This is a genomic window from Bordetella tumbae (assembly GCF_054780995.1).
In genome coordinates this window covers 18135-35953 of record NZ_BAAGVG010000019.1, presented here as the reverse complement: position 1 = coordinate 35953, position 17819 = coordinate 18135, and the positions used below count along the sequence as shown (strand labels likewise).

At 60.7% G+C, this 17819-nt stretch carries 17 protein-coding genes; 9 read left to right on the top strand and 8 right to left on the bottom strand.

What is annotated here, in order from left to right; all coding sequences use genetic code 11:
* Window positions 1-7: 7 nt before the first annotated feature.
* Window positions 8-1342: a TolC family outer membrane protein gene (locus tag ACYVI2_RS20305; protein WP_415821487.1), complete on the top strand. Its 1335-nt coding sequence runs from the start codon at window positions 8-10 to the stop codon at window positions 1340-1342.
* Window positions 1343-1484: 142 nt separating this feature from the next.
* Here ACYVI2_RS20305 and ACYVI2_RS20300 read toward each other — a convergent pair whose 3' ends face one another.
* Both ACYVI2_RS20300 and ACYVI2_RS20295 read right to left on the bottom strand, forming a co-directional pair.
* The gene (locus ACYVI2_RS20300) at window positions 1485-2843 is read right to left on the bottom strand and encodes a PQQ-dependent sugar dehydrogenase (RefSeq protein ID WP_415821488.1); all 1359 of its coding nucleotides are present in this window, start codon (window positions 2841-2843) and stop codon (window positions 1485-1487) included.
* Entirely contained in the window at window positions 2840-3286 is a 447-nt protein-coding gene (locus tag ACYVI2_RS20295) for a DUF2231 domain-containing protein (protein WP_415821489.1), read from the bottom strand. The genes ACYVI2_RS20300 and ACYVI2_RS20295 overlap by 4 nt, the downstream gene beginning before the upstream one ends.
* Before the next feature lie 442 nt (window positions 3287-3728).
* Here ACYVI2_RS20295 and ACYVI2_RS20290 point away from each other — a divergent pair, with 442 nt between their 5' ends.
* Complete coding sequence (locus ACYVI2_RS20290) at window positions 3729-4148, top strand: CBS domain-containing protein (RefSeq protein ID WP_415821490.1); 420 nt, start codon at window positions 3729-3731, stop codon at window positions 4146-4148.
* A 351-nt stretch (window positions 4149-4499) separates the two neighbouring features.
* Here the strand turns inward: ACYVI2_RS20290 and rfaE2 are convergent, their stop codons facing one another.
* The 6 genes from rfaE2 to ubiE all read right to left on the bottom strand — a co-directional run bounded on the left by rfaE2 (window position 4500) and on the right by ubiE (window position 10624).
* Window positions 4500-4988, bottom strand: a complete 489-nt coding sequence (gene rfaE2 / locus ACYVI2_RS20285) for a D-glycero-beta-D-manno-heptose 1-phosphate adenylyltransferase (protein ID WP_415821491.1) — start codon at window positions 4986-4988, stop codon at window positions 4500-4502.
* A gap of 33 nt (window positions 4989-5021) precedes the next feature.
* Window positions 5022-5909 (bottom strand): ferritin-like domain-containing protein, encoded by an 888-nt coding sequence (locus ACYVI2_RS20280; RefSeq protein WP_415821492.1) that lies wholly within the window; start codon window positions 5907-5909, stop codon window positions 5022-5024.
* Between the two features lie 166 nt (window positions 5910-6075).
* A complete protein-coding gene (ubiB, locus tag ACYVI2_RS20275) occupies window positions 6076-7629 on the bottom strand; it encodes a ubiquinone biosynthesis regulatory protein kinase UbiB (protein WP_415821493.1) in 1554 nt (517 codons plus the stop codon).
* 3 nt (window positions 7630-7632) lie between these two features.
* Complete coding sequence (locus ACYVI2_RS20270) at window positions 7633-8271, bottom strand: ubiquinone biosynthesis accessory factor UbiJ (RefSeq protein WP_415821516.1); 639 nt, start codon at window positions 8269-8271, stop codon at window positions 7633-7635.
* 294 nt (window positions 8272-8565) lie between these two features.
* Entirely contained in the window at window positions 8566-9570 is a 1005-nt protein-coding gene (locus tag ACYVI2_RS20265; protein ID WP_415821494.1) for a Tim44 domain-containing protein, read from the bottom strand.
* Between the two features lie 289 nt (window positions 9571-9859).
* Complete coding sequence (gene ubiE, locus ACYVI2_RS20260) at window positions 9860-10624, bottom strand: bifunctional demethylmenaquinone methyltransferase/2-methoxy-6-polyprenyl-1,4-benzoquinol methylase UbiE (RefSeq protein ID WP_415821495.1); 765 nt, start codon at window positions 10622-10624, stop codon at window positions 9860-9862.
* 157 nt (window positions 10625-10781) lie between these two features.
* Between ubiE and phoB the strand changes: the two genes are divergently transcribed.
* The 7 genes from phoB to ACYVI2_RS20225 all read left to right on the top strand — a co-directional run bounded on the left by phoB (window position 10782) and on the right by ACYVI2_RS20225 (window position 17528).
* On the top strand, window positions 10782-11480 hold the full coding sequence (gene phoB, locus ACYVI2_RS20255; RefSeq protein ID WP_094819892.1) for a phosphate regulon transcriptional regulator PhoB: 699 nt from the start codon (window positions 10782-10784) through the stop codon (window positions 11478-11480).
* Between the two features lie 12 nt (window positions 11481-11492).
* Window positions 11493-12791, top strand: coding sequence for a phosphate regulon sensor histidine kinase PhoR (gene phoR / locus ACYVI2_RS20250; protein WP_415821496.1), 1299 nt, complete (start codon window positions 11493-11495; stop codon window positions 12789-12791).
* A 138-nt stretch (window positions 12792-12929) separates the two neighbouring features.
* Entirely contained in the window at window positions 12930-14129 is a 1200-nt protein-coding gene (serA, locus tag ACYVI2_RS20245) for a phosphoglycerate dehydrogenase (protein WP_415821498.1), read from the top strand.
* Window positions 14130-14517: 388 nt separating this feature from the next.
* Window positions 14518-14895 carry a VOC family protein gene (locus ACYVI2_RS20240; protein WP_415821518.1) on the top strand — a complete coding sequence of 126 codons (378 nt, stop codon included), beginning with the start codon at window positions 14518-14520 and terminating at the stop codon, window positions 14893-14895.
* A gap of 24 nt (window positions 14896-14919) precedes the next feature.
* Complete coding sequence (gene pxpB, locus ACYVI2_RS20235; RefSeq protein WP_415821499.1) at window positions 14920-15645, top strand: 5-oxoprolinase subunit PxpB; 726 nt, start codon at window positions 14920-14922, stop codon at window positions 15643-15645.
* Window positions 15642-16643, top strand: a complete 1002-nt coding sequence (locus tag ACYVI2_RS20230; protein ID WP_415821500.1) for a 5-oxoprolinase subunit C family protein — start codon at window positions 15642-15644, stop codon at window positions 16641-16643. Before pxpB ends, ACYVI2_RS20230 begins: the two co-directional genes overlap by 4 nt.
* 114 nt (window positions 16644-16757) lie before the next feature.
* Window positions 16758-17528 carry a LamB/YcsF family protein gene (locus ACYVI2_RS20225; protein ID WP_415821501.1) on the top strand — a complete coding sequence of 257 codons (771 nt, stop codon included), beginning with the start codon at window positions 16758-16760 and terminating at the stop codon, window positions 17526-17528.
* The last annotated feature ends 291 nt before the right edge of the window (window positions 17529-17819 follow it).

Below are 17819 nucleotides of genomic sequence, written 5' to 3'. Positions count from 1 at the left end.
CGGCTCCATGCGCGCCAGATCGCTTGCGGCTACGCTGGGTCTGGCGCTCAGTACCAGTTGGTGCCTCCCGGCTAACGCTGCCCAGGACCTGCTGCAGACGTGGCAGTCCGCACTGGCCAACGATCCCGTATACGGAGCGGCCCGTGCCCAGTATCGTGCGTCGATCGAGCAATTGCCCCAGGCTCGCGCTGGCCTGCTGCCGGCCATCAATGCCGAGATCGGACTGACCTACCAAGACACCCGCACTACGCGCGATCTGTCCCGCCGTGTGCAGGACAACACGCGGGCCCCCTGGGAACTCGTCCTGACACAGCCGCTCTACGACTGGTCAAGCTGGCAGCGCTACGAACAGGCCAAACTCGGCGTCGCCGACGCAGAGCTCGCTCTGCAGCAGGCGTACCAAGACCTGCTGCTGCGCGTATCGGACACCTATTTTGGCATCCTCACCGCCCAGGACGCCCTGACAGCCACCGAGGGCGAAAAGGCCTCGGTAGCCGCCCAACTCGAGTCCGCCAAGCGAAATTTCGAGCTGGGCAACGCCACGATTACCGACACGTATGAGGCTCAGGCGCGCTATGACCTGGTTGTCGCCGAGGAATTACGGCAACAACACGATCTGACGGTATTGCGCGGCCAGCTGACGCAAATCATCGGCCAGCCCCCTGAAGCCTTGGCCGAGTTGCCGCCTACGGTCCCGCTACCGGCTCCCCAGCCGGCCAGACAGGACGATTGGTCTACCCAGGCCGAATCCGCCAGTCTGGAAGTCGCACGCGCGCAATTGCAGACCCAGATTGCCCAACGTGGCATCCAGATTGCGCGCGGCGGACATTACCCGACCCTGAGTCTGCAGGCCAGCAGCGGCAGCGCCAGTACCTCAAATCGCAGCGCCGCCGGTAGCCGGGCCGCAGACAGCACTGTCGGCTTGGTGCTGTCTGTCCCCATCTATGCGGGCGGCGGCATATCCTCTCAGGTCACAGAAAAAGTCCAGCTCGAACAAAAGGCGCGCAACGACTACCAGGCCGCCCGCCGCCAGTCTGCACAATCCGCCCGTCAGTACTACACAGGTGTCATGACCGGCCTGGCCCGTATCCGCGCCCTGGAAGCCGGCGAAAAATCGAGTCGAGCCTCCGTAGAAGCCAACAAAACCGGCTACGAGATCGGCGTGCGCATCAACCTGGACGTCCTGAACGCCCAGCAACAGCTCTACGCAACCCAGCGCGACCTCGCGCAGGCGCGCTATGGCACGCTGTTGGACGGCCTGCGCCTCAAGGCGGCCGGCGGCATCCTGTCCGAAGTAGATCTCGAGACCATCAATAGATTGCTGCGTTTGCCGCCGCCATAGCGGGGCTGACGTACGGGCAGGACGAGTCGCACGGCGGTGCTGATGCCGCGCCTGCAGCGACAATCGGATTACTGCATCGCTATCGCTACATCGGTTAGCTCCGCCGCTGGGCCGCTGGAGTCGCCCAGAGCCACTGCAGTAGCTACGTAGGCGGCATTGACGCTGGCGTCGGCGTCGGCGTCGGCGCCGATTTTTCAGTCTGCGTCCGCGGCCCCGCGGGCTGTGTCGGCGTGATGCGCCAGATCGTGTTTGACAGATCGTCCGCGACAATGAGCGCTCCGCGCGGGTCTACTGTCACCCCTACCGGACGGCCGCGGGTCGTCCCGTCACTGTCCCGGAATCCGGACACAAAGTCTACCGGCGGACCAGATGGACGCCCCGCATTGAAGGGCACAAAGACCACCTTGTAGCCCGAGGGTTCGCTGCGATTCCAGCTGCCGTGCTCGCCGACGAAAACCCCGTCGGCAAACCGATCGCCCATTGCCTGGGCCGAAAAATCCACCCCCAGCGCCGCCACGTGCGCGCCCAGACTGTAATCGGGTTTTATTGCAGCTTTGACCTTTGCCGGATCCTGCGGCCGTACGCGCTCGTCTATGTTCTGCCCCCAATAGCTGTACGGCCAGCCATAGAAGGCATTCTCCTGCACCCCCGTCAGATAGTCGGGAACCAGATCAGAGCCGAGCTCGTCGCGTTCATTCACGACCGCCCATACCTGGCCCGTATCGGGCTGGATGGTCAGCGCCGTGGGATTGCGCAGGCCCGTAGCGTACGTCTTGTACTCGCCGGTGCGGGCATTCACCCTCCAGATACGCGCGCGGTCGGCTTCCGCCGTCATGCCGCGTTCGGTGATATTGCTATTGGACCCGATGCCTACATACAAATATTGCCCGTCCGCACTGGCGGTCAGAGCCTTGGTCCAGTGATGGTTGATTTCCGATGGTAACAGCGTGACCGTCTCAGGCGGGCCGCTGGCCTTGGTCTGTCCTGGCTGGTAGTCGAATCGCACCAACGCGTCCTGGTTAGCAACATAAAGATCGTTACCGACCAAGGCGAGCCCGTAGGGCGCATTCAGATTTTCCGCGAAAGTCGACGCCTCATAGGTGCCGTCTCCTTCGGCATCGCGCAGCAACGTCAGGCGGTTGCCCCCCTTGACCGGGCTCGTGCCCCTGGCCTTGATGATGCCGGCGATCACGTCTTTGGGCTTGAGCTTCGCGGCATTGCCGCCCCGGCCCTCAGCCACCAAGATGTCGCCGTTGGGCAATACCAGCGTCTGCCGCGGGATCTTCAGATCCTTCGCGATGGCGGTAATCGTATAGCCTTCTGGCACCGTTGGAGCCTTGTCTCCCCATGGTGCGGGTTTTGCAATCACCATATCAGGCAGCAGGCCTTGCTTCGGTTTGGGTAGCGCAGGCTCTGGGCCGACCAAAGATCCGGATTGACCGCTGCATACGCCCATAGCCGTGAGCAACGGAACCGCGGCGAGCAAGCTCAGCGTTTTCATACGGCGCTTCTAACACGCGAAGTGCGAAAAATATGCGGAGTGCGAAAACCCAGCCACGTGGCTATGCAGGCAAGCACCACTGTGATCAGCGACAAGATAAGGCCGGCAGGCATGCTCGCCCACGCATCGCGGGCATGAATCAATGCATTGAAAAAGCCCACGACCCACGCCGCTATCCACACCAAGGAATATGGGATCACTCCGCGCGCACGTTGCTGCGCTCGAAAAAGATCAACGATGGCAAAGATCAGCGCGACGCCGCCAAATATCAGCGCGCCGACCAGGAGCCACGAGGCAAAGTTATTCCACTGGATATCAAACGACATCGCATAGGCCACGTCGCTGACGGCCGCGCCGACAAACAGGGAAAGCGCTCCTCCCACAAATACGGCATGCAAGGGGTGCACCGTCAACGCATAGCGAGGTTCGACAATTTGGGGCACTGATAGCCTCCTTGATAGATCGCCGGGCTACAACGCCGCTAACAGCAGCAAGTAAAGTGCCTGAGCCCAAATGCCTGCTCCCCGCAATGCTCGCCATCCTGCTTGCGCGATGCCTTCCCTGACCACAGGAAAATTGTTCCTGCGCGATCGGAAAATTTCGTCTTCTTGAAAAAGGATCTACTCGATAAAACGTACCGAACAGCGTCCACAGGCGGCAAAACAAAGAGTCGCCCGTACCTTGGTAAAAAAAGGCGCCTCGCCGCTAACCGCTAGCGCTAGGCGCCAACACTTTCGACGCATGGAACGCCGGCAACCACGCTCCTGAGTCACGGAAAACGGGCCACGGCCATGTCGCAATGCATAGCTGCGTCGTGCAGTGCCCAGGTCCGTCACTTGCGGCCGTTCCAGACAGGCCTCACCCGTGAATCAAAGGAGCACAACCATGCAACAGCTCAAAGACGTAATGACCGAACGCGTCAAAATCCTGAACCCCGAGACGACCATCAAAGACGCCGCAAGCCAAATGCGCGACGGCGACTTTGGCCTCATGCCTGTAGGAGAAAACGATCGCTTGATCGGAACGCTGTCGGACCGCGACATCGTGCTGCGCGCAGTCGCAGAAGGCCGCGACTCTGGCGCTAGAGTACGAGACGTCATGTCCGAAAAAGTACTGTGGGCGTACGACAACGACTCGGTAGAAAAAGCCTGCCAGATCATGAGCAACAATCAGATCCGCCGCTTACCCATCATAAACACCGACAAGCGCTTGGTAGGCATCGTAGCGCTGGGCGACCTGGCAGTCGGCGCAAGCAGCCCCAAACCCGCCGGCCAAGCCCTATCCGGCATCTCTCAACGAGGATAAAACAACCCCGCGCGTCAACGCCGCAGCCGGCATGATGCGCTTGCCACAAGTCGCATGATGCGTTCATAACCGCCGCGAGCCGGGGTTCGTCGTGTAAAGGGCGCGCTGGCCCGTAGAGCCTGCCGAACCTGTCTTGTCAGGCGGGGGGAAGTCGGCTGGGCATGTTTGAGCGTAGCGTAGCGGAGCGAGTTTGCCCAGCCGCCCCGCCTGGCGAGACAGGTGATGGGCAGTCTGGCCGCGCAGGCGGCCAGACCAGGCGATAGGGCCAGCGCGCCCTTTACACGACGAGCCCCGGCGGCTAAAGAACCCCTCAGCCACAACGAACTCATCAGCCCCCCCAAACGGCCGAGGTCACGCGCCCCGAATCTTCCGCACCAACGACGTCGTAGACCGCTCAAACTCAAACGGAATCGCCAACGCCCTTCCACCCCAAGTCTTCACCAGAGCCGTCTCAGGCAGCGTCTCCATATCGTAATCGCCCCCTTTGACGATCAGATCCGGCCGCAATTCGCCAATGATCTCCACAGGCGTATCCTCGTGAAAAGTCGTGACGACGCTCACGCATTCCAACGCGGCCAACAGCGCAGCCCGATCCTCTTGGCGATTGAGCGGACGGTCATCGCCCTTGCCCAAGCGCCGCACCGAATCATCGGTATTGATCGCCACCACCAGCGTCGCCCCTAATTGAGCGGCCTGATCCAGATAGGTAGCATGGCCTCGATGCAGAATATCGAAGACGCCATTGGTAAAGACCAACGGCCGGGGCAATTTGCCCAACGCAATCGCCGCAGCGCAGGCGTCGCGGGACAGGATTTTGGATTCAAAACGGGCGGCAGACATACCTGAATTGTACGCCGCCGCCCAGGATGAGTGTCACGCGCCGACAGGCACAATCAATCCGGACTTCTCGTTATTTACAGAAACCAAGCTCGATACCTCCTTGCGATAACGGCTCAGGTCCTTCACCGTATCGAAAGTCCGTCCCATCAGCTTGGACAGGATGTGCAAAATGCGGGTCGCGACCTTCTGTTCCCAGACGTCGTCGAAACGAATCTGCGTATCCAGCCAGTTTTCCAGCCAACCCGGCTCGGGCAGGCGAGATTGCACGGTGTCGTTCGGGAACAGGTTCTTGTTCACGTGCAAATTGGTCGGGTGCATCGCCTGCGCGGTGCGGCTGGCCGAGGCCATGAGCACGCCGATCTTGGAAAACGACAAGCGTGCCTGGGCACTGGTCTGCTCGCCACGGTCATGCAGCGCGCGGCGCATGTACTGCAAATACGCACCCGCATGCCGGGCCTCGTCACGCGAAATCGTGCGGTAGATTTCGCGAATCACCGGCTCCGTATGCCAGTCTGCAGCGCGACGATACCAGTGATTCAACCGGATCTCACCGCAGAAATGCAGCATCAGCGTGTCGAGCTCGGGCGCCGGATCAAATTCGAAACGGATCTTGTGCAGTTCCTCCTCGGTGGGAACCAGCTCGGGGCAAAAACGCCGCAAGTATTCCATCAACACCAAGGAATGCTTCTGTTCTTCGAAAAACCACACCGACATGAACGCACAAAAATCGCTATCACCGCGATTATCGCGCAAGAACATTTCCGTCGCCGGCAGCGCTGCCCATTCGGTGATGGCGTTCATCTTGATGGTGTACGCCTGTTCATCCGAGAGCTTGCTACGATCAAATTCGTGCCAAGGAATATCGCTCGCCATGTTCCAGCGCACGGCTTCCATGGTCTTGAAGAGTTCAGGATAAAGCATGGTGTGGCCCTTAATTTTCCCGCGTGGGGCGCTATCATTTTCGGAATGCCGTGTCATCACGGCCCGGACGCTATGCGCATGTCACGCAAGCGTGTTTATCGCTGTTGCGTGCGAATCTGTCATGACAGAATTACGACAAAATCATGACAGACGCACAGTCAGCGTATCAGCGAGTCAGTGCCCACAAGGCCACCCCCACTGCGACCGCCAATACCGCCGTCAAGGCGATCAATAGGCGGTTTCCCTGTTCTTGCGCGTGGCGCAAACGGGTCATTTCACTAAGCAACTGCGGTGCCGTGTCAGGACGGCTGAGCTGCTCGTACATCAAGCGCGGCAAGGCCGGCAATGTCTGCGACCATTGCGCGGCTTCTTTGGTCAACGACTGTCGAAAGCCATCAAACCCCATACGACGCCGCATCCAGTTTTCCAGATAAGGCTTGGCTGTCTTCCAGAGATCCAGATTCGGATCGAGTTGCCGGCCGAGCCCTTCGACGTTGAGCAATGTTTTTTGCAGCAGTACCAACTGCGGTTGAATCTCGACGTTGAAACGCCGTGACGTCTGGAACAGGCGCAGCAACACCTGCCCTAACGAAATTTCGGACAATGGCCGATCGAAATAGGGCTCGCATACGGCGCGTACAGCCCCCTCGAGTTCCTCTTCGCGAGTATCGGCCGGCACCCAGCCAGACTCGATATGCAACTGCGCCACGCGGCGGTAGTCCCGATGAAAGAAAGCCAGGAAATTCTGCGCAAGATAATTCTTGTCGAACTCCGACAGCGAGCCGACGATGCCAAAATCCAGCGCGATATAACGCCCAAGCGTCTCGGGCCGATCAGAAACGTAAATGTTGCCCGGATGCATGTCCGCATGGAAAAACCCATCGGAAAACACTTGAGTAAAGAAGATATCGACGCCACTGCGCGCCAGTGTCGGAATATCAATGCCCGCAGCGCGCAAGCGATCGATCTGCCCCACGGGAATGCCGTACATCCGTTGCATGGTGAACACCGTGGCTGCGGTGTATTCCCAGATCACTTCGGGCACGATCAGCAAATCGCCTCGCCCCGATGCAGCGTCAAAATTGCGGCGCAGTTGACTGCAGTTCGAGGCCTCGCGCACCAGGTCCAGCTCGTCATGCAAGTAATTGTCGAACTCTGCGACGACCTCGCGGGGTTTCAGGCGCCGCCCATCCGCACCGGTGCGCTCGACGATGCGCGCCACGATATGCAGCAACGACAAATCCCGCTCGATCGCTTGGCGCATGCCTGGACGCAAGACCTTTACCGCGACCTCACGGCCGTCGTGGAGCACCGCAAAATGCACCTGGGCAATAGATGCCGAGGCCACAGGATCCACCTCGAACTGAGCAAACAATTTGGACGGAGGTGCCCCCAGTGCGGCCTCGATACATGCTGCAGCCTCGGCCGAGGGAAACGGCGCCACACGATCCTGCAATAGCGCCAGTTCGTCGGCAATATCCGCCGGAATCAGATCGCGCCGGGTGGAAAGCACCTGGCCAAATTTCACGAAAATGGGACCGAGCGACTCCAGTGCACGCCTGAGCCGCAGCCCTCGAGGTGCTTTCGGCCGCCGTCCCAGACGCAGCAACCATCGCAGCCCCTTTGCCAAGGGATGATTGAGGCTGGACAAGGCCAGATCGTCCAGACCGTAACGGTAGGCGACACACAGAATGCGAAGGACTCGGAAAAAGCTGAGCATGAATCAAGCGCCTCGCTTCGCAGCCAGGCGAGCCAGGCGCGCATCCAATGACGCTGCCGCCGTGGCAGCGTCCTCACGTCGCTGATTCAAGTCGGCGAGATCCAGCCTCCACTGCTCCAGCAGCGAGGTCCCGACAAGAACGCCGCGCTCTTCGGCTAAATATTCCGATACATTGCGGCTCAGACTGGACACCGCGGCCTTGGCACCCTCGCCCGCCGCACGGGCGCCAGCCATTAGACGCGTGGCGGGAATATCACCGACCAGCCGCGACAAATCGTCCTCGGGGTCCCAACGCAGGTTTTCCGCCAGATCAGCCACCACGCGAGCCAGCGCGGCATCGCCCTCGATATGCGTTGCCTCGGCAACATCGGGCCGATCCTGCCCGGGCAGCATTCCCAGAGGATTGAGCTTGCCTGGATTGACGGTCAGGGTGACGTCGGGTACCACCGCGGTATCAGCCAGATCGGCATAGCCTTCGCTATTGATCGCCAAGCCAGTCACAAAGCCGCCCAGCGCAAAACGCACGGTTTTGCCCGCGTGGCGCGACAGACGCTCGCGCGCCCAGTCTTCACGCGACAACAAGCCGTTGAGCGCGCGAACGGCTAACCGCGACGGAGTGGGCAAAAAGGAAAAAGGCAACATCGATGCAAAGCGAGCCTGCACTGGCAGACCCCGCCAAAAAAAACGGAGATACCCGGAGTTTACCGGGTCAGGGCATGCCGTCCCTGAAAACGGGCTGCAACCCGTGGAAATCGACCTTGCTTGAAGGTGCTCGGCGTTAAAAAGCCCACGCTGCGCCTTCAGCTTGCCGCCCCCAAGAGTTTTTTTACCTTGAGGCGGCTCGGTAGCAAAAAAGAGGGCACCGCACGAACGGTGCCCTCTGCAGTGGCTAAGGACCAGACCGAATCAACAGAAATGTTCCGGCCCCGATCCAGATCAGCTGGCGTATTCCACAGGAATCTGCTGAATACCGGCCAACAGCCACCCGCCTTGTTGAGGCTTGAACAGGTTCCAGACCTCTTCGAAACGGAACGCCTCGGTACCCGGGGCATCGCGCAGCATGCCGGAGAAGCGCACGCTGGCCAAATGACCGTCAGACACCGTCTCGATGCCCAACAGCTCGGCATTCAGCAAGACGACTTCGGTCTGGCTGGGCGCCGCACCGCGCTCGGTCAACTGTTGTTTGAGCTCGGCGATCAGATCGTCGGTCAAGTACTCGCGCAGGCGATCGGTATTACCGCTATCCCAAATGGCCTGGATTTCCACGAACTGCTTCTTGGCGTTTGCCAGGAAAGCCGTGCTGTCGAAATCGCCGGGAACGTACCAATTGTCGCTGTCGCCGGCCGCCGGTAACTCGGCGGCGGCAGGTGCCGCTGCTGCAGCGGCGGCGGGAGCAGCGGCCGACGGCGCGAGCGATTCGCGCCACAGAGGCTGCTGGCCTTGGCGGTCATCACCCTGACGTGCCGCGTTGTTGGCGCCATAAGCACCCTGCATCGCCGGACGACGCCCACCCGCACCGCGCAGACGGCGCACGATGAAGATCACGGCGAACACGACCAGTGCGATCAGCAACATGCTGGACATGAATTCGGCAAATGCACCGGACAGGCCCAGATGCGACAGCAAGGCCGCGATACCCAGACCGGCGGCAATACCGGCGATCGGACCTAACCAGCGCGACATACCGCTTTTCGCGGCGGTGCCTGCGGCTGCCGCGCCCGTCGCAGCGGCAGCCGGTGCCGCCGTACGGTTGGTGGTGGTTGCGCTCGCCGGCGGCGTCGTGGCCTGGCGCTGCTGAGTAATATTGGTGGACTGACGGCCTACGCTGCTGCCCCCGCCCATGCGACGGGCTTCGGCGTCGAATGACGTCGCCAACATCGCCGTGCCGGCAACAGCAATCAATGCTGCGGCGAAAAACCGGGAAATTCCGGATCGGGACATATTGTGTGACTCCTGACACGTGACCGGGGCCTGAATGACCCCTGCCCGCCAGCCCCCCGCTAGGTGGCTGGCTTTTTGTTGAACGCTTTCTGACAGAAAGCTGAATACCTCAAGAATAACGGACAAGCCGGCGAACGACAAGTTCCCGCTCGATCGCGTATTCCCTTTGAATAATCCATCCCGGCGAAACCGCATGGCGAAGCGGCTGCCGGAGGTGTAACGCCCTCAGGCCCGCGCCTCTGGAGGCAACCGCCGCACATCGCCCCTGAGGGCCTGTATCTGCCGGCGCTCAGGCCAGGCGCACCCCTTCGTGCAGAGCCGTCACGCCCGCCGTCAGGTTGAAATACTGCACGCGTTCCAGACCTGCCGTACGCATCATATCGGCCAGGGTGTCCTGGTCGGGATGCATGCGGATGGATTCCGCCAAATAGCGGTAGCTGGCCTCATCCCCCGCGACTTTCTTGCCCAGCCAGGGCAGCACGTTGAACGAATACCAGTCATACACCGGCGCCAGAGGACGCGCCACGCGCGAGAATTCCAGCACCAGCAGCTTTCCGCCGGGTTTGAGCACGCGCGTCATTTCTGCCAACGCGCGGTCTTTATGAGTCATATTACGCAGACCGAACGCCACGCTGACCCGGTCGAAATACCCGGATGGAAAGGGTAATTTCTCAGCGTCACAGACTGCAGTGGGCAACAATAGCCCGGCATCGGTCATGCGATCCCGCCCCACGCGCAGCATGGAATCGTTAATATCAGTCAGCCAAACCTCGCCCGTCGGGCCCGCACGGCGCGCAAAGGCCTTGGCCAGATCGCCCGTCCCGCCGGCGATATCCAGCACTTTCATGCCAGGACGGATGGCAGCGCGGCCGATGGTAAAGGCCTTCCAGATGCGATGCAGGCCGCCTGACATCAAATCGTTCATGACGTCATAGCGCGACGCTACCGAATGGAAGACCTCGGCGACCTTGCGCGCCTTTTGGTCTTCGGGGACGGATTGAAAACCGAAATGCGTGCTGGCCGAATCAGAAGAAGAATCAGGGTTTTGTTGCATAGTAAGAGCCCGGTATATGACGCAATGGTAGCCGATCGAGGCCCAAGTCAGCAGAAAGCAGGCAGCAAAACACCAATTCGTCACATACCTGAAATATTCCGGCCATACTATCGCAATGTTCGCGCCTGCCGGCGCTCATCGTCTGCCTCTATTGCCAATGTCCAGCACCATTCTTGTCGTCGAAGACGAACCCGCCATCCAAGAACTCATTGCCGTCAATCTCTCGTTTGCCGGCCATAAAGTCTTGCGCGCTTTCGACGCTGAACAGGCCCAGACCCTGATCCGCGCCGAGCTACCCGATCTGATATTGCTGGATTGGATGCTGCCCGGCACCTCCGGCCTGGCGCTGGCTCGCAAGCTGCGCGACAGCGAACGCACCCGCGCCGTCCCTGTCATCATGCTGACGGCCAAAGGGTCCGAGCAGGACAAGGTCGATGGCCTGGAAGCCGGTGCCGATGATTACATCACCAAGCCATTCTCGCCCAAAGAGCTGATGGCGCGCATCAAGGCGGTCCTGCGCCGCCGCGCGCCACAGTTGACGGACGACATCATCGACGTCAGCGGCCTGAAACTCGATCCCGTGACTCACCGCCTGTCAGGCAACGAACAATCGCTGTCGATCGGGCCGACCGAGTTCCGTCTGCTGCATTTCTTCATGACGCACCCGGAACGCGTGTTCTCCCGCTCGCAACTGCTGGATCAAGTGTGGGGCGATCACGTGTTCGTCGAAGAGCGCACGGTGGACGTGCACATCCGCCGCCTGCGCAAAGCGCTGGAACCGTCGGGCCATGACTCGCACGTCGAAACGGTCCGTGGCAGCGGATATCGCTTTACGGCACAGGTCCCGGCACGGTAAAAAACAGCCACGATGATCTGGCTGCGCACTTTTTTCCTGGTCGCTCTCTGGGCGATCATTTCGCTGTTCCTGCAATGGCTGATCGGCAACCCGGCGGGTTGGCTGGTATTTTGCGCAGCGCTGTTATTCATGCTGTTCTGGCGCAGCTGGCGCCTGCGTTCGGTATCGCACTGGGCGCACCACCCAGAAACCTCCCCCCCCGCCTCGGTCGGGCCCTGGGACGACATTCTGGCGCCGCTGTATCGCTATACCCGTGCTCGTGCACGAGATTTGGCCGAGGCCCGTGCGGCCATGCAAAGCATGCTGTCTGCCGCCCAGGCCTTGCCCGACGGCGTTGTGACGCTGAACGAAGATTTTCAAATTGAATGGTGCAATCGCGTCGCGCGTCACCATTTGACGCTGAACCTGCCGGCCGACCGCGGCCAGAATCTGCTGAATCTGCTGCGCGCACCGGAGTTTGTCGCCTATGCCCACCGCAGCGATTGGCCCGAGCCCATCCTGGTCCGCCTGGCTCATGGGGGGCAAGAGCGCGTCATGATGATGCACTTGGCCGCCTACGCCAGCAATCGCCGCCTGTTGATCACGCGCGACGTCACGCAAATCGAAAAGCTGGAAACGACACGGCGCGATTTCGTCGCCAACGTATCGCACGAACTGCGCACGCCGCTGACGGTATTGGCCGGGTTTCTGGAAACGTTGCGCGATATGCCTGCCGAGGCATTGGACGAAGAGCAGCGTGCCCAATACCTGTCCATGATGCACGAGCAGGCCTTGCGCATGCAGGCCATCGTAGAAGACCTGCTGACCCTGTCCACGCTCGAGTCGTCGCCCGGGTCCGACCCGCGAGCCGTAAACGTGCCCGCCCTCTTGCAGACCACCCGCCAGCAGATCGAAGCCCTCTCCGCCGGCCGGCATGTCTTTCACTGGGATATCGACGAGTCCCTGGACGTTCTGGGCGCAGAGACTGAACTGGCATCGGCCATGTCCAACCTGCTGACCAACGCCGTGCGTTATACGCCCGATGGCGGCACCATCACCGTGCGCTGGCAGGGCGCGTCCGATGGCGGAGCACGCTACAGCGTCCAAGACACGGGGATCGGCATCGCAGCGCTGCATATCCCGCGTCTCACCGAGCGTTTTTACCGGGTTGACCGAGGCCGTTCGCGCGCCGCAGGCGGCACGGGCCTGGGGTTGGCCATCACCAAACACATCGCCATCCGTCACGATGCAGAGCTGACCATTACCAGCGAACCGGGCAAAGGCAGCACGTTCGCGTTGTATTTCCCGGCGGAAAGGGTCGCGGCGGCCTGAACGGCACTATCGCCATACAGACCGAATGGACTCTCGGGTCCCGCGCGCCAAACTGCGTCACAATGATTGAAAAGAGTTTCATTTACTCTTTCCGTTCGGGCTTGCCCCTTTTTCACTGCCTTTCCCCCTGCCGCATCCATGACCAAGATTGTCCTGTTCGAGAACGTCCATCCCAGCGCCCGCGAAGTCTTCGCCGCAGCGGGCTACACCGACATCGTCACGCATGCAACGGCCCTGCCGCCGTCTGAGTTGCGCGAGGCCCTGCGCGGCGCGCACGTGGCGGGGATCCGTTCTCGCACGCAAATGGATGCGGAGGCCTTTGCCGCTGCTCCCGATCTGCGGCTGGTGGGATGCTTTTGCATCGGCACCAATCAGGTGGATCTGAATCACGCGATGCAACGTGGCATCCCGGTATTCAATGCGCCATTTTCGAACACGCGTTCGGTCGCTGAGCTGGTGCTCGGTGAAGCGATTCTGCTGTTGCGCCGTATCCCGGAGAAAAATGCCCGCGTGCATCAGGGACACTGGGATAAATCTGCCACGGGCGCATTCGAAACCCGGGGCAAAACGCTGGGCATCATCGGCTACGGCAATATCGGCTCGCAGATCAGCACACTGGCGGAAAGCCTCGGCATGCGGGTCGTATTCCATGACGTCGAGGGCAAATTGCCACTGGGCAATGCCCGGGCAGCGACCACGCTGGCGGAATTGTTGGAGCAAGCCGATGTAGTGACGTTGCACGTGCCGGGCGGCAAAAGCACAGAAAACCTGATCAATGCCGACACGCTGGCGCAGATGAAACGCGGAGCGATCTTGATCAACGCCTCACGCGGCACTGTGGTGGATATCGATGCGCTGCACGCGGCGCTGAAGTCCGGCCATTTAGCCGGCGCTGCGCTGGACGTCTTCCCCACCGAGCCCAAGGGCCCCAACGAGCCGCTGGCCAGCCCGCTGATTGGTCTGCCCAACGTGTTGTTGACGCCGCACATCGGCGGCAGCACACAAGAATCCCAAGAAAACATCGGCCGCGAGGTCGCGGAAAAACTGGTGAGATTCCTGCAGGCCGGCACGACCAAAGGTGCAGTCAATTTCCCGGAACTGCCGTATCAAGAACCGGCAGGCGAGGCGCGGATTTTGCACGTGCATCGCAACGCACCTGGGGCATTGGGTACATTGGACAATCTGCTGGCCGAACAGGGCCTGAACATTGTCAGCCAGAGCCTGCAGACACGCGGCCAGGTAGGCTACGTGATCACAGACGTCGACGGCGAGGTCAGCGACGCCGTACTGGCGACGTTGCGCAATCACCCCATTACCGTGCGCTGCGATCTGGTCTGAACGACCGTTACGGATAGGACATAGCGGCGTCCGAGTGGGCGCCGCTCGCCTCTCTGCTGTACTGTTGTTCGATCGGGAAACTCATCACCCGGATCGCGAGTGCGACACACCCTCAAACAGTCCCAATGAATCTGCCCCGATGATTCCCGACACACTCCCAATTAAATAATCGATTTTTTTGATACTCAGACCCAAAAAATATCGTTTTTCTATCAAAAAAACAGTGGCTAAACTATCTGCCATGCGATCGTTATCCATACGCTGAGTTTTTCGGTGGCTGGATCGCGACACAGGCCCACTTATTTTGATTTATTCTTATTGATTCGGAGTTTGTATGAGCCCCCCTGCCGTCCTGCCCCCTTTTCACCTCGCATTTCCTGTCCGCGACATTGCCGAGGCCCGCGCATTTTATGGCGACCTGCTAGGCTGTCCGGAGGGGCGCAGCGCGCCTGAGTGGGTGGACTTCAACTTCTATGGCCACCAGATCGTTGCCCATTTGTCGCCCGACGAATGCGGTCACAAATCGACCAGCGCCGTCGACGACCATGACGTACCGGTTCGCCACTTTGGCGCGGTCCTGCCCATGGAAGACTGGGAAACTCTGGCCAAAAAACTGACCGATGCCGGCACGAAATTCGTGATCGAGCCCTACGTCCGTTTCAAAGGCGAAGTCGGCGAACAGGCCACGATGTTCTTCCTGGATCCGTCGGGCAACGCTCTGGAATTCAAGTCGTTCAAGAACCTGGACTCTTTGTTCGCAAAATAATCCCGTCTGGAGGCGGTTGCCCTGGTGAACGAATCTTCTCTCACATCCAGTTCAACCGCCTGGCGCATTCTGCCGCAGGGCGATCGTTGCCTGATGATTTACTTCGGCGACCAGATCGACATGTCGATCGGTCGCCTTTGCCTGGCTGCAGCGAATCTGCTGCGACAGGCCGAGCTGCCCGGCGTGACGGACGTTGTTCCCTCATTCATTGCATTGGCAGTGCACTACCAGCCCAATGGCCGGCACGGGCCGCGTTACGCTGAGCTCGCCGCACAAATCGAACGGCTCCTGTCGCAGGGCATCACGCCCGATACGCAAACGGGAGGAGATGTCGAGATCCCGGTCTGTTATGGCGGGGAATATGGTCCCGATCTGGACGAGGTGGCGCGGCATGCCGGCATCTCGACCGACGAGGTCATCGCTTTGCACACGCAACCGGGCAATCTGGTGTTCATGCTGGGATTCGCCCCAGGTTTGCCGTACATCGGCGTACACGACGAACGCTTGAATATCCCTCGCCGTGCGTCACCGCGCACAGCGGTCCCTCCCGGCTCCGTCGCCGTCGCCAACCGCCAAAGCGTGCTGTATCCCAGCCGCTTGCCAGGCGGATGGAACATCATCGGTGCGACCCCGCTGTCATTATTCGATCCGGCGCGCACGCCCTCGACCCTGATGCAGCCCGGTGATCGAGTGCGCTTTGTGCCGATCGACGCCACAGAGTTTGACCGTCTGCGCGAGGCCACGCGATGAGTATCACCGTCCTCAAGCCCGGCGTGCTATCGACCTTCCAGGACCTTGGCCGCACAGGCAGCCAGCACGTGGGCGTCCCAGTCTGTGGCGCGATGGATCTGCGGGCCCATCGCCTGGCGAACTTGCTGGCGGGCAACGATGCAGATCACGCCTCGTTGGAAATCACCTTGGCGGGCCCGACGTTGCGATTCGAGGCGCCCGCCTGTTTTGCCATTACCGGCGCCAACTTGCAGCCTACGCTCAACGGCAATCCGATTACAGGCTATCGCCCCTTGATCGCGCGTGCGGGTGATGTGTTGGCGTTTGGCACTGCGCCTCCAGATACGGGCGTACGAGCCTATCTCGCTATTCATGGAGGCTATGCGCTAACGCCTGTCCTGGGCAGCACGAGCACTTATGTACGTGGCGGTTTTGGCGGCCATACAGGGCGCGCCTTGGCCAAAGGCGATGTCATCGGACTGCAGGCGTCACTGCCCACCGCGTCAGAGTCGCTATCCGAGCTGGCTCAGGCGCTATGGCAGATCCGCGTTTATGTGCCGTCGGCATTGTCTGGACGGACACGCGACTATCTGCGGCTACTCCCGGGAGTGCACTGGGACGAGTTCACTGCCGAGTCGCAACACGATCTGTTGCATGCCGAGTTCCGCATCAGTACCCAGTCCGATCGCATGGGCTATCGCCTGGAAGGCCCGCCGCTGGCCATGACCACGCCGCGCCAAATTCTGTCCGAGGCGACCGGCTACGGCACCGTTCAGGTTCCGTCCGGTGGCGAAGCCATTGTCCTCATGGCGGATCGCCAGAGTACCGGTGGCTATCCCAAGATCGCGCAGGTCATCTCGGTAGACTTGCCCGATCTCGCGCAACGCCGACCGGGGCAAAGCGTGCGCTTTGCATCGATCGATCTCGACGAAGCGCAACGGCTCGACGGCGAACGCGAAGAAGCCTTCACGCAGTTGCAAGAAGCGCTCGCATCGTTACGGGCGTTGCTGCGAGCCTGAGTCATACGGGTTAGGATTATGTTGATCCTCGGCTAGCCATCGAACACTGAATCCGACGCCCATCCTGCATCGTCACGGGCACTCACCATCATTCGTCCTATCAGGAACTTCATCATGACCGCCACCACCAATCTCGTCATCGATCTGAACTGCGACATGGGCGAAAGCTACGGCGCCTGGCACATGGGCAACGACGATGCGGTGCTGCAGTTTGTCAGCTCAGCGAACGTCGCCTGTGGATTTCATGGTGGCGATCCCTCCACCATGCGCAAGACCGTCGCCGCTGCGCTCAAACACAACGTTTCAATCGGCGCCCATCCGAGCCTGCCCGATCTGGTGGGTTTTGGCCGCCGCCCGATGCAGGTAACGCCGCAGGAAGCCTACGATATGGTGGTCTACCAGGTCGGCGCCCTGGCCGCCGTCGCTGCCACGCAAGGCACGCGTCTGCATCATGTCAAAGCTCACGGCGCGCTCTACAACATGGCCGTCAAAGACCGCCCTCTAGCCCAGGCGATTGCCCGCGCAGTGCACGATGTCGACGCAAGCCTTGTCCTGTATGGTTTGCCGGGCAGCTATCTCATCGAGGCCGCAAATGAACTCGGCTTGCGCGCGGCCAACGAGGTGTTTGCCGATCGCACCTACCAGGACGATGGATCCCTGACGCCTCGCACTCAGCCGGGTGCAATGATCGAAGACGTGGACACGGCCGTCGCTCAGGTGCTGCGCATGGTCCAGGATCGAGTTGTCCGCTCGGTCAATGGCCGTGATGTTCCCGTTCAAGCAGACACGCTTTGCATTCATGGCGATCAGCCTAATGCGGTCGTGTTTGCAGAGGGGCTTAGACAGGCGTTGCTGAAGGCAGGCGTTGAGATCCGGAAGGTTTGAACGCTGTTGCTAGACAAAATATCTCTCGAACTGCTGCATTGGCGTGAGGCCACGGGATGGCACATGCATGCAATAGATGCCTCATCAAAGAAGTGCACTACGCAACACCATCGCAAGCCGCGATCGCAGCCAAGCAGATCCTCCAACCAGGCACCACGCCACCCCTCCTGCATGCCCGGACCGATCGCTTGAGGTGGGCGCGCAGGGCGCGCGCCGAAAGCAGCACCGCAAGATCTTCTTCTTTGCCAACACGGCTGCAAAAAACGCCAAGCACACGAGTCGTGCCAGCGA

Coding starts and splice junctions, on each gene's coding strand:
- ACYVI2_RS20305 (WP_415821487.1), top strand. CDS start 8: ATGCGCGCCAGATCGCTTGCGGCTACGCTGGGTCTGGCGCTCAGTACC.
- ACYVI2_RS20300 (WP_415821488.1), bottom strand. CDS start 2,843: ATGAAAACGCTGAGCTTGCTCGCCGCGGTTCCGTTGCTCACGGCTATG.
- ACYVI2_RS20290 (WP_415821490.1), top strand. CDS start 3,729: ATGCAACAGCTCAAAGACGTAATGACCGAACGCGTCAAAATCCTGAAC.
- rfaE2 (WP_415821491.1), bottom strand. CDS start 4,988: ATGTCTGCCGCCCGTTTTGAATCCAAAATCCTGTCCCGCGACGCCTGC.
- ACYVI2_RS20280 (WP_415821492.1), bottom strand. CDS start 5,909: ATGCTTTATCCTGAACTCTTCAAGACCATGGAAGCCGTGCGCTGGAAC.
- ubiB (WP_415821493.1), bottom strand. CDS start 7,629: ATGCTCAGCTTTTTCCGAGTCCTTCGCATTCTGTGTGTCGCCTACCGT.
- ACYVI2_RS20270 (WP_415821516.1), bottom strand. CDS start 8,271: ATGTTGCCTTTTTCCTTTTTGCCCACTCCGTCGCGGTTAGCCGTTCGC.
- ACYVI2_RS20265 (WP_415821494.1), bottom strand. CDS start 9,570: ATGTCCCGATCCGGAATTTCCCGGTTTTTCGCCGCAGCATTGATTGCT.
- ubiE (WP_415821495.1), bottom strand. CDS start 10,624: ATGCAACAAAACCCTGATTCTTCTTCTGATTCGGCCAGCACGCATTTC.
- phoB (WP_094819892.1), top strand. CDS start 10,782: ATGTCCAGCACCATTCTTGTCGTCGAAGACGAACCCGCCATCCAAGAA.
- phoR (WP_415821496.1), top strand. CDS start 11,493: ATGATCTGGCTGCGCACTTTTTTCCTGGTCGCTCTCTGGGCGATCATT.
- serA (WP_415821498.1), top strand. CDS start 12,930: ATGACCAAGATTGTCCTGTTCGAGAACGTCCATCCCAGCGCCCGCGAA.
- ACYVI2_RS20230 (WP_415821500.1), top strand. CDS start 15,642: ATGAGTATCACCGTCCTCAAGCCCGGCGTGCTATCGACCTTCCAGGAC.
- ACYVI2_RS20225 (WP_415821501.1), top strand. CDS start 16,758: ATGACCGCCACCACCAATCTCGTCATCGATCTGAACTGCGACATGGGC.